Raw genomic sequence first — 10,331 nt, forward strand, 5'->3', positions numbered from 1 at the left:
CCCGCGCCGCCCGGCCCCGCCCCTGATTCCCCCCGCTTGCGCCCATGTGCCCCTGGGCGCAAGCCCGTTCGGGCAACACGCCGCCCACGGGTGACAGTCCCCGTCCGGCCGGTGCGCGGCGGGGATCGTACCGCCATGATCATTGCTCGTGTGCGGCGCCGTACCGCCGTCGCCGTGTTCTCCCTGTCCGCCGTCCTCGCCGCCTCGGCAGCGGCGCTGCCGGGCCCGGCCCGGGCGTCGGTGACCCCGGCCGCCGCGGCCGGGGCCGTGCCGGCCGCCCCCGCCGCCGCGAAGGCGGCGCCCGCCTGCCCCCAGTTCCGCGACCGGATCAAGGCCGCCGCCGACCGGGACGTCGACATCGACCGCATCACGCCCGAACCGGCCTGGCGCACCAGCTGCGGCACCCTCTACCGCAGTGACAGCCGCGGCCCCGCGGTGATCTTCGAGGAGGGCTTCCGCGCCAGGGACGTGGTCACCGGGCAGTACGACATCGAGCAGTACGTCCTGGTCAACCAGCCCTCGCCGTACGTGTCGACGACCTACGACCACGACCTCTACAAGACCTGGTACAAGTCCGGCTACAACTACTACATCGACGCCCCCGGCGGCGTCGACGTCAACAGGACCATTGGCAGCACCCACAAGTGGGCGGACCAGGTCGAGGTCGCCTTCCCCGGCGGCATCAAGCGCCAGTACGTCATCGGGGTCTGCCCGGTCGACAAGCAGACCAAGACCGAGATCATGAGCGAGTGCGAGAGCAACCCGAACTACGTGCCCTGGCACTGACGTTCGCGGTCCCGTCCCCGGGGGACCGGCCTCCGGGGACGGGAACGGGGCCGTGGGGTGGCGCTACCCGGCGGCCCAGGTCCGCAGTGCGGCGCGGCTGGCGAAGTCGGCCACGTTGGTGTCCAGCGGACGGTCGGTGTACTGGTGGAAGCGCCACCTGGCCCGGATGCGGGGCTTGCCCGCGGTGACGTAGTCCGCGATCCAGAGTCCGTCCCCGGCGTACGAGGTGGTGTCGACGTTCAGCCAGAAGTGGCGGTTGCAGTAGAGAACGACCCGGTGGTGCGGCCGGAGTTCCTTCAGCTTGCGGAGGAAACGGTCCTTCTCGGTGTTGGTGGCGTGGGTGCCGTCACCGGTGCTCTCCCAGTCGACGGCGAGGATGTCGCCCCGCCGCTCGGGTGCCTTGGCCAGGAAGTGCTCGGCCTGGGCGGTGAGGTTGCCCGGCCAGAGGAAGTGGTAGAAGCCGACGACGAGTCCGGCGTCACGGGCCCGTTTCGTCTGGGCCGCGAGCCGTGGGTTGACGTAGGTACGGCCCTCCGTCGCCTTGACGAAGACGAAGGAGAGTCCGTCGGTGCCGTAGGAGGAGGACTGGTACGCGCTCACGTCGATGCCGCGCAGCATGGGGCCTCCCTTCGTGGAGCCTCGGGGGACGTGGCTGGTTCATGCCCTCCCCGGCCCGGGACTACGCGGAATCGGCACTTCAGACACTCGTTCGGGTTGTCCGGAAGCACGCCTCCGCGCGGCGGTCGCGCAAGAGGGGTACGGGGCGAGGAGGTTGGCCGGACAGCGCCCTCTCATGCCTCCCGCGCGCCCCGGCGACGGGCCCGGCGCGAGCCGCGGACGGGGGCGCGTGGCGTGGCGACGGCGTGGACCGAGGCTTTCCGGGGCACGGGGAGGAAGCACCCAAGGAGCCTTTGTCGGGGCGGAGTTCATCGGCTCTGCCGAGGCGGTCGGGGAAGGGGCGGTCGGCGAAGGGGCGGTCCGGCCCCCGCGCGCCGGTCCTTGCAACCGGGCCGCCCGCCCGCGCCGTGGACCGAGCCGGGACGCGTGCGGATGCGGCGGTCCCACCCCCGCGACGGATCGCCTCAACGCCGCTTGAGACGGGCGCGGTAGAGCTGCGAGGCGGCGACCATCGCGACGCAGACCCCCCAGAAGACCCAGACGCCCATGGATGCGCCGGCGAAGGCGAAGGCGGTCCCCGCCGCGCCGACACTGACCACGTCGCTGTACTGGACGAACGGATGCATCATGCCTCTCCTGGATGTCTCGGACGGGCTGTCATGCGCCGCCCCGCATAAGCGAATACGAGGGTGCCGACCGGGTAGCTCGCGGGACCACCCCGCACGCCCGGGGACTACGGTGAGCAGCGGCATGGTCAGAGCCCCCTGATGGGACCATCCCCGCACACGCGGGGACTATGCACCGCTCACCCTGCTGCGCCCAGTGGGGGAAGGGACCACCCCCGCACGCGCGGGGAGTACAGGACGTGACCTGCGGGTTCATCTCGGAAGGGGGCGGATTTTGCCCACTTCCTTCGATTCCGGCCCTCGGCGAGTCCCGGCCATCCGGTCTGCTCCCGGGGCCCGGTGCCTCGCTGAAGGATACGGGGCCCGGACGTCGGCGGTCTCGGCCGAGGCACGTTCCGGTGCCGTTCCGACGCCGGTTGTCGCGGGTCGTTCACGGCCTTGTCATGTTTGGGCCCCACCCCCCGACCGGCCGAAAACCGACGGCTAGCGTGAGCGCGGCACGGCACCCACCGGGGGTGCCGACGACCGCACACGGAACGGGGCACGGGACGACATGGGCGCACACGACGCACGGGCGGTCTCACGACGGCGGGCGCTCCGGCTGGCCGGTACCGGACTGGGCCTCGCCCTGTTGGGCGCGGGCGCCTGGGGCTGCTCGCCGGAGGACGACCCGGGGGCCGCCGGGGGCGGTGCGACCCCCGGCGGCGCGAAGGACGGCGATCCCGCCACCACCCCGCCGCCCGGCGGAGCCCCGAAGCCGCTGTGGTCGGCCGACACCGCGAACACCACCCTGAGCGGCAACGGCGCCCTCGTGGTCAGTGGCGGCCTCGCCCTGGTGGCCGGCGACCCGCTCGTCGCCCGCGACCTCGTCAGCGGGCGCGAGAAGTGGTCCCGCAGGGGCGTCACCACCCCCGGGGCCCGACTCCTCATCGGTGGCGGGACGTTGTACCTGGCCAGTGCGGAGTACGACGGCGACGTGGTCGGCCTCGACCCGGCGACGGGCAAGGAGACCTGGCGCAGCGCGATCGGCGACGAGTACGCGCAGCCGCGTCCCATGGCCGCCGACGACCGCCATGTCTACGTCCTGGCGGGCATCCTGGAGAAGGACTTCTCGACGCCGAACAACGTGATCGCGGCGATCGACACCGCCTCGGGCAAGGTGGCCTGGCGGGAGCGGCGCGACGCGGGGACCGAGGAGCACGGCATCACCGCCCGGGTGGCCGGGGACCGCCTCGTCTACACGGACTTCCGCAAGAACGTCACCGTCCGCGACACCGCCACCGGCCGCCAGGTGTGGACGAAGAAGATCGGGAACGCCAACTGGGAGCAGTTCGCCGTCCACAAGGGCCTGGTGATCGTGGCCGACGGACGGCGGCTGCGCGCGCTGGCCCTGGCCGACGGCGCGGAGCGCTGGTCGCTCGACTCCGGGGACCACACCTTCTTCAACGGCCCGCAGGTGCTCGACGGCGTCCTCTACGTCTCCGACCGGCTGCGCGGCATGCGGGCGGTGGACCCGGAGTCCGGGAAGACGCTCTGGCACAACCGGGACCTGCTGGAGAGGGCGGCCTACGCCTGGCAGTTCACGAAGGCCGGCGACACGCTGTACGGGGCGAGCCAACTGGACGACGACGGCGGTGTCCACGCCTTCGACGCGGCGACGGGCGAACTGCGCTGGACGTACAACGACGGGTCCGGTGACCTCCAGCGCTGGTACGTGGCGAGCGGGGGCGAGCGGCTCGCCGCACTCCACGGCCGGCGCCTCCACGCCCTCCCGGCCGTCTGACCTCCCCGCCCGGCCCGGGCCACCGGGGACGAGCCGCTTCCCGGGGGCCGCCCTCCGGCGGACACGGTGCCGCCGCGTCCGCCGGAGGGCCAGGCCGGGTCCGGTGCGCGGGTCCCGCGTCCCGTGACGGGGGCCTCCCGCGCCGTGGGCCCGGGAGGCCGCCGGGTCAGTCCGTCCAGAAGGGGAAGGCGTGGTCCAGCAGGAACCGCGGACCGTCGCGGTCGGCACCGAACTGGGCCTCGAAGGGCCGCCACCAGGCCTCGTTCTCCGCGTACCAGGAGACCGTCGTGCGCAGTCCCTCGGCCAGCGGGACCGCGGCGCGCCAGCCGAGCCGCTGTTCGAGGCGGGCGGGCGAGGCGACCAACGAGGGGCCGCGGCCGTCCCCGACGGGGCAGTCCAGCCGGGCCACGGGGCCCGAGTCCGTCAGATCGGCGATGGTGTCGGCCACCTCCTCCAGTCCGGTCGGCACCCCGGCCGACAGGTTGAACGTCTCTCCCCAGAGGCCGCGCTCGACCAGTCCCAGCAGGGCGCGGGTGGCGTCCTCGACGGCGAGGAAGTCCCGCAGCCGCCCGGTCACCGCCTCGCTCTTGATGCCGGAGAGGGACTGGGCCGTGATCCGCGGCACGATCCGGTCCGGCGCCTGCCAGGGACCGTGGAGATTGGTCAGGCGGACCGTCGTCGCCGCGGTGCCGAAGGTGTGCCGGCAGGACTCCAGGTACTGCTCGCACCCGATCTTCGAGGCCGCGTAGGGCGACAGCGGGAGGAGCGGACCGGTCTCGGTGAACAGGTCACCGTCGTTCCCGCCGTACACCTCGATCGACGAGGCGAACAGCACGGGCACGTCCGTGGCCCGCGCGTGGTCCAGTACGGCGGTGGTGACGGCCGTGTTGTTCCTCATGACCCGGGCCGGTTCGTACAGGGAGAAGTCCACCTGCGGCAGCGCCGCGAGATGGATGACCGCGTCCGCGGCGCCGGTCAGCCGTGCCCCGGGCTCCGACAGGTCCACGTATTGGTGGGCGGCCCGGTCGAGCAGTCCCGACGAGCGGAGGCGCCCCAGCCGGTCCGCGACGTCGACGAGGGTGACGTTGTGCCCGGCCTCCAGGGCCGCGAGAGCGAGGTTCGTGCCGACGAAACCGGCCGCGCCGACGATGCTGATGTTGAGCGACATGACATTCCTCTCCAGGAGTTCGCCGTTCGTCTTGGCCCGGCCGTGCCGGGGGAGAACGGCTCACCAGGCGTAGCCCCAGCGCTCGCAGACGGAGGCGATCTCCTCCGCCGGACGCTCCCCGCTGTACTCGGCCGTCCTCTTGATGCGTCCGCTGCGGATGTTGGCGCCCCAGTCGCCCGTGCCCGCGTCCAGTGCTCCGTGGTCCGCGTCTCCGTACGCCAGCATCCGGGCGTCGAAGGGGACGCCCAGGAACGCGGTGAGCCGCCGGCAGGTGCGCTCCGGATCGTTCGTCAGGTCCTCGTACCGTACGAGCATCGGCCTGGTCGCGGCGGCCTGCGCGGCGTCGAGGCGTTCCGCCCATTCGGCGACCAGGCCGACGGCTGCCTCCTGCGAGTCGCAGATCCCGGTGGTCACCAGGGACCTGACGACATCGGCCGGGTGGCGGCGCAGGAAGATGTAGCGGGCGCCGGGCCAGCAACGTGCCAGATCGTCGTGGATGAAGATGTTCGCCGGGGTCTTCTCGACGATGATCCGCTTCCCGCTCCGGCGCAGCTCACGGTGGAGCAGGGAATCCCACAGCAGGTAGGTGAGGTCGGTCTGCCGGAGCCCCAGCTTCCGTGCGGAGAGCCGGGTGAGCTGCCCCTTCTTCAGATGCGCTCCGAGGCCGCCGAGATGGAGCTCGTGCGGGGAGTGGATGAGCGGGTGCGTGTCCAGTACGCACCGGAGCAGGGTGGAGCCGGAACGCATCAGGGACATGATGAAGACCGGCGACTCCACCAGCCGCGGTCCCGGTTCCGGGGGGTCCTCCCGCGGCCCGGCCTCGCGCATCAGGGCGAAGACCGTCCTGTCCGGTGCCGGCGTACCGCCCGACGAGATGCTCACGCTTGTCCTCCTGCTGGCCGTGGCGGGTGCCCGCGCCGCGTATCCCACGCGGGGAGCCCGCCGTTCACGTGCACCACTTCACCCGTGGTGCGGGGAAGGAAGTCCGACCGCGGTGCCACGACGGTCCGGGTGACCGGGGCCCGGGCCGGTCGCGTGCTCTTCCGGCGGACGTCCGCCGCCGCGCTGCCATGAGGCCGGCGCACCGGGAAGGGAGCGCGCGGCCGCATCCCCGGGGGACCGGTGCCCGGCCACCGGGGCCCCGGCCGGGTCCGCGCCGCGGCGGGAGCCGGATACCGGGGCCGCCTCCGCCACGTCCGTCCGCCGGGCAGCACCGGGAACGGGGACGGGGACCGTGGTCCGGTGGCGGGACGGCATGTGCCGTCGGAGGCCGGTCCCGGGCGGCGCTCACTCCCGGGCGACGGGCCGGGGCCCCCGACGGGCACGGGGAGCGGGCGGCGGGACGGGGACGGGCGCCAGCTCCGGGCTCGTCACCTCCAGCTCCCCGGCGGACGTCACCCGGATCCGTACCTCCCTCAGATCGGTCACCGGGGTGCCGTGGGGGACGTCGCGGCCGCCTCCCACGGCGACCGCGGCCATGCCCGCCGACCGGGCCGCCAGGAGCCCCGCGGCCGAGTCCTCGAAGACGAGGCAGTCGTGCGGCTTCACGCCCAGCGCGCCGGCCGCCCGCAGATACCCCTCCGGGGACGGCTTTCCCTCCGCCACCTCCTCCGCGCAGATCAGCAGCGGGGGACGGGGCAGGGACGCGGCGGCGAGCCGGCACAGCGCCACCTGCCGCGCCGCCGAGGTCACCACCGCCCAGGAACGGCCCGGCAGCGCCCCGGTCAGCCCGGCGGCCCCCGGCACCGCCGTGACGTCCTCCGTGTCCCGGCAGGACAGCTCGTGCAGCCACCGGAGCTCCGCCCCGACCCGGGCCCGCGGCACGAGCCGCGGGATGAAGTCCTGGTCCCGCAGGCCGTGCGAGACCTCCATGACCCTGCCCACGTCCAGGCCGTTGCGCTCGGCCCACAGCCGGGTGTGCCGGCCGATGGCGCGGTGGGACGCCACGAGGGTGCCGTCGAGGTCGAACAGTGCCGCGCCGTAGCGGGGCGTCGAGCGCAACGCTCCGTCGGTCACCGGTGCTCCCTTCACAGTGCCTTGAGCACCGCGTCCATGCGGTGCCGTGCGTAGGCCTCGTTGAGTTCCGCCAGCCCCGGCCCGTCCCCGTGCGGGCCCAGGAACGCGACGCCCCGCGGCTCCGCGGGCGGGCCCTGCGTGGTGACCGGCAGGGTCCAGGCGGAGGCCCCGGCCGGAGCGGCGGAGGGCGGAGCGGGCCACCAGGCCTCCTCGTCGTTCAGCCGGCGCAGCACGGGCAGCAGTTCCCGGGGGCCCGGGGGGCCCGAGGGGGGCCACGGCGGCCGTGCCGGGCCGCCGGGTCCGGCGGCGGGTTCCCGCAGTGCCACGGCCCGCGTGCGCAGCCGGACGGGGTGGCCCGGGCGGCGCAGCAGCGCCACCGCGACGGGCAGCAGCGAGCGGTTGTCCAGACGCTCGCAGGCGAGCCTCGTGAGCAGGGGCAGACCGCCGGTGGCCGCCGGGGCGTCCGCCCCGAGGTCCAGGACCTCCCCCCGGCGGGCCGGGGGGAGGCTGTCGGCGACCCCCGCGGCCACCGCACCGCACGGGCACACCACACTGCGCACCGCCAGGTCCGGCAGCCGGTCCGCGGTGCTCGTGAGGGCCGCCGCCTCGCGGCGTGCCATGGCCCGCACGAGGTTCCCGACGAGGTCTTCGATGTCGGCCGTCACGCGGATCGCGCCCCGATTCCGTCGTTCCGCTCACGCGCTCCGGACTCGACCGCCCGCGCGCACAACCGGACCAGGTCCTCGGTCCCGCTCTCCCCGAGGGCGGAGGCGTCGCGTTCCGTGATCCCCGAGTCGATCCAGCTCCGCAGGGCCTCGATCCGCAGTTCCGCGGCGAACGGGGCGTCTGCCACCGCAGCGGCGGGCCGGGCGGCGCGGGCGGCGTCGAGGCCCAGGAGGTATCCGGCGGCCCAGACCTCCAGGCGGGTGCGGTCGGGCGCCCCGGGCACCCCGGGCCTCCCGGGCTCCCCGTGCCGCCGGGGGCCGCGCGCCCCGGCCTCCGCCCGGTCCCGGAAGGAGCCCGAGATCCGCCGCGGGTCGGCCCCGACCAGCGGGGCCCACTCCCGCCACCCCCAGCTGAACGGGTGCTCCACCGGCTCCCCGGCGAAGCCGCGCAGGACGCGTATCCCGCACCGCGAGGCCACCAGCTCCACCGAGTACGAGTACGAGTACGAGTACGGGCAGGGCAGCGGGACGTGCCGGACCGGGCAGGAGTCCGGCCCCGAGTCCGCGGCCCAGCGCTCCGGGGGGACGCGGACCCGGCCCGCGAAGACGGTCGCCCGCCGGTGGCCGTGGCCGTCGTTGCCCGCGATGCTCGGGCCCGTCCCGTGCTCCAGCAGATGCGGCACCACCGCGACGACGGAGATCCCCTCGGCCCGGCAGTACTCCGCGACCAGTTCGTCGTCGTCCCGGAAGTCGTCCGGGTATCCCCGGAGGTGGGCCCCCAGTCCGCGCGCCGCCCCCGCCGGAAGCACGAGGCCGAGTGTCGGCACCCACTCCGCCGGGGCCAGCGGGGCCCAGGCCGAGCCGGCCACGGCCGCGCGCCGCACGTGGTACGAGTTGTGCGGGCTGTTCCCGTTCACGTAGAGGGCGATCGCGTCCTTGTCGCGCAGGGAGACCAGCGCCGCGAGGCGGTCCGCGAAGTCCGGCGCGGGCATGACGTCGTCCTGGAGGACCAGGTGGTGCGTGGCGCCGGGTGCCACCGCCGACCACGCCAGCTTCGCCGTCCGCAGCGGGCTGGGCCCGGCGTCCGGGTCGGGGTCCCAGACGAGCCGGGGGCGCAGCGGGCGCAGGGCCGCCGCCAGTTCGGCCACGCCCTCACGGCGTGCCGGGTGGCACATGACCGCCACGCTGATCTCCGGTGGCGCGGCATCAGGCATGTGCGCCCCCCGCGGCACCGGTGGCGGCGGCCGTGTCCGTGAGGAGCCGCTCCACATCGCGCAGGACGCTCTCGATCCGCCGGGGACCCACCACACGCGTGTCCGCGGTGAGCGTGATCTGGAGGGCGTCGTCGTGGTCGTACACGTGGAAGGCCACATCCGCCGCACCCTGCTCGTGGGTGAAGCCCCGCCAGCTGAACTCGCCCGCACCGGCGTCCGGCCCGCCCGGCCGCCGGGGCTGGGGGCTGCGGTCGAACCGCAGGTCGTTGAACCAGCAGGTGCGGTGCATGCGGGACCGGGCGCCGCCCGCGCGCTCGATGCCCCGCAGCAGGGCCGGCTTGTCGTACTGGGCGTGCCGGTAGGCCAGGAGCGACGCGTTCCAGGCCCGGCGCACCACGGCGACGAAGTCCTCGCCCCCGCCGCCCCCGGGGGATTCCTCCGGAGGAGAGACGTCGAAGGACAGGATGCCCTCCAGGGCGACCGGACCGATCGTGCCGCGGAAGGGCTCGCGCGTCCGGTTGCTGCACATCAGCATCAGACACGGACGGGGCGACCCGGTCAGCGCGCCCAGGACGCTGCCGACCGCGGCGAGGAGGACGCAGGTCGTGCTGGCCCCGCTCGCACGGGCCAGCTCCCCCACCGCGCCGGGCAGCGCCCGCGACCGCAGCGAACCGCGCCAGAAGCGTGGGCTGCGCTCGTCGGCGATGCCGCGCGGCGCCTCCATGGGGGGTGCCGAACGCAGGGTGGTGAGCCAGTAGTCGACAGCCCGGTCGGAGCGCTTCCGCCACGGTTCGGATGCCTGGAGTGCCGCGATGTCCCGGGGCTGAGCGGGCTCGGGAACACGCGGATCGCGTCCCTCGATCCGGTCCAGCAGCTCGGCCGCGGCCACGGCGAGCCCGTTGTTGTCGGCCGCCAGGTGCGAGACGGCCAGCACCACCCGTGTCACGTCGGGCCCCGCGTACAGCAGGCCCACGCGCAGGGGCGGTTCGTCACCGTGCCGGAAGCGGCGCGCGCACAGCTCCCGCGCCAGCACCGCCGCCGGGTCCGGGGCGTCGGGGTCCCCGCCGGCGGGGGGGGCCCCCCCCGCCGCGCCGCGCAGCACATCCGTGGCCCTCCAGCCGACCGCCTCGGCCAGCACCGCGTCGCAGTCCGCGAGGCGGGCGGCGAAGGCCGCCACTCCAGCGGTATCCCGCAGCGGCTCAGCAGCCGCTGGGTCGCTGCGGCGCCGTCGCCGCCGTAGACGCTGCGCAGCGACTCGTGGCGGTCGACGAGCCAGGACAGCGCGGCGAGGACCTGGCGGGCCGGCCGGGGCGCGGGCAGGTCGAGCACCCATTGCAGATTGAACTGGTGGTCGTGCTCGCCGAGATCCCTCATGGCGTCCCAGATGGCCTGCTGTCCCCAGGTGGCCGGCAGATTGCCCCCGGTGTCCGGGGCCGGGTCCCAGGAGAGGCTCAG

At 74.6% G+C, this 10,331-nt stretch carries 10 protein-coding genes; 2 read left to right on the forward strand and 8 right to left on the reverse strand.

The annotated features are described in order from the left end of the window. The first annotated feature begins 135 nt into the window (after positions 1–135). Positions 136–786 carry an ADP-ribosyltransferase gene (locus GTY84_RS04205; RefSeq protein ID WP_161224727.1) on the forward strand — a complete coding sequence of 217 codons (651 nt, stop codon included), beginning with the start codon at positions 136–138 and terminating at the stop codon, positions 784–786. Between the two features lie 63 nt (positions 787–849). Here the strand turns inward: GTY84_RS04205 and GTY84_RS04210 are convergent, their stop codons facing one another. Then, complete coding sequence (locus GTY84_RS04210; protein ID WP_161224728.1) at positions 850–1,404, reverse strand: glycoside hydrolase family 25 protein; 555 nt, start codon at positions 1,402–1,404, stop codon at positions 850–852. A 464-nt stretch (positions 1,405–1,868) separates the two neighbouring features. Beyond that, positions 1,869–2,033, reverse strand: a complete 165-nt coding sequence (locus GTY84_RS04215) for a hypothetical protein (RefSeq protein ID WP_161224729.1) — start codon at positions 2,031–2,033, stop codon at positions 1,869–1,871. 550 nt (positions 2,034–2,583) lie between these two features. On the opposite strand from GTY84_RS04215, the gene GTY84_RS04220 reads away from it, so the two are divergent. Then, complete coding sequence (locus tag GTY84_RS04220; protein WP_161224730.1) at positions 2,584–3,813, forward strand: PQQ-binding-like beta-propeller repeat protein; 1,230 nt, start codon at positions 2,584–2,586, stop codon at positions 3,811–3,813. 166 nt (positions 3,814–3,979) lie between these two features. Here the strand turns inward: GTY84_RS04220 and GTY84_RS04225 are convergent, their stop codons facing one another. The 6 genes from GTY84_RS04225 to GTY84_RS04250 all read right to left on the reverse strand — a co-directional run bounded on the left by GTY84_RS04225 (position 3,980) and on the right by GTY84_RS04250 (position 10,053). Further along, positions 3,980–4,981 carry an NAD-dependent epimerase/dehydratase family protein gene (locus tag GTY84_RS04225; protein WP_161224731.1) on the reverse strand — a complete coding sequence of 334 codons (1,002 nt, stop codon included), beginning with the start codon at positions 4,979–4,981 and terminating at the stop codon, positions 3,980–3,982. Between the two features lie 60 nt (positions 4,982–5,041). Beyond that, the gene (locus GTY84_RS04230; RefSeq protein ID WP_161224732.1) at positions 5,042–5,863 is read right to left on the reverse strand and encodes a sulfotransferase; all 822 of its coding nucleotides are present in this window, start codon (positions 5,861–5,863) and stop codon (positions 5,042–5,044) included. Positions 5,864–6,268: 405 nt separating this feature from the next. Continuing rightward, on the reverse strand, positions 6,269–6,997 hold the full coding sequence (locus tag GTY84_RS04235; RefSeq protein WP_161224733.1) for an HAD-IA family hydrolase: 729 nt from the start codon (positions 6,995–6,997) through the stop codon (positions 6,269–6,271). Between the two features lie 11 nt (positions 6,998–7,008). Continuing rightward, positions 7,009–7,662, reverse strand: a complete 654-nt coding sequence (locus tag GTY84_RS04240) for a hypothetical protein (protein WP_161224734.1) — start codon at positions 7,660–7,662, stop codon at positions 7,009–7,011. Continuing rightward, a complete protein-coding gene (locus tag GTY84_RS04245) occupies positions 7,659–8,876 on the reverse strand; it encodes a hypothetical protein (protein ID WP_161224735.1) in 1,218 nt (405 codons plus the stop codon). The genes GTY84_RS04240 and GTY84_RS04245 overlap by 4 nt, the downstream gene beginning before the upstream one ends. Further along, the gene (locus GTY84_RS04250; RefSeq protein ID WP_161224736.1) at positions 8,869–10,053 is read right to left on the reverse strand and encodes a hypothetical protein; all 1,185 of its coding nucleotides are present in this window, start codon (positions 10,051–10,053) and stop codon (positions 8,869–8,871) included. Before GTY84_RS04250 ends, GTY84_RS04245 begins: the two co-directional genes overlap by 8 nt. Positions 10,054–10,331 lie beyond the last annotated feature (278 nt).

This window comes from Streptomyces sp. SID8352, from assembly GCF_009862265.1.
Lineage (GTDB): Bacteria > Actinomycetota > Actinomycetes > Streptomycetales > Streptomycetaceae > Streptomyces.

What these genes read in the sequence shown, in the direction of transcription:
- GTY84_RS04205 (WP_161224727.1), top strand. Translation starts at nt 136, where the DNA reads ATGATCATTGCTCGTGTGCGGCGCCGTACCGCCGTCGCCGTGTTCTCC.
- GTY84_RS04210 (WP_161224728.1), bottom strand. Translation starts at nt 1,404, where the DNA reads ATGCTGCGCGGCATCGACGTGAGCGCGTACCAGTCCTCCTCCTACGGC.
- GTY84_RS04215 (WP_161224729.1), bottom strand. Translation starts at nt 2,033, where the DNA reads ATGATGCATCCGTTCGTCCAGTACAGCGACGTGGTCAGTGTCGGCGCG.
- GTY84_RS04220 (WP_161224730.1), top strand. Translation starts at nt 2,584, where the DNA reads ATGGGCGCACACGACGCACGGGCGGTCTCACGACGGCGGGCGCTCCGG.
- GTY84_RS04225 (WP_161224731.1), bottom strand. Translation starts at nt 4,981, where the DNA reads ATGTCGCTCAACATCAGCATCGTCGGCGCGGCCGGTTTCGTCGGCACG.
- GTY84_RS04245 (WP_161224735.1), bottom strand. Translation starts at nt 8,876, where the DNA reads ATGCCTGATGCCGCGCCACCGGAGATCAGCGTGGCGGTCATGTGCCAC.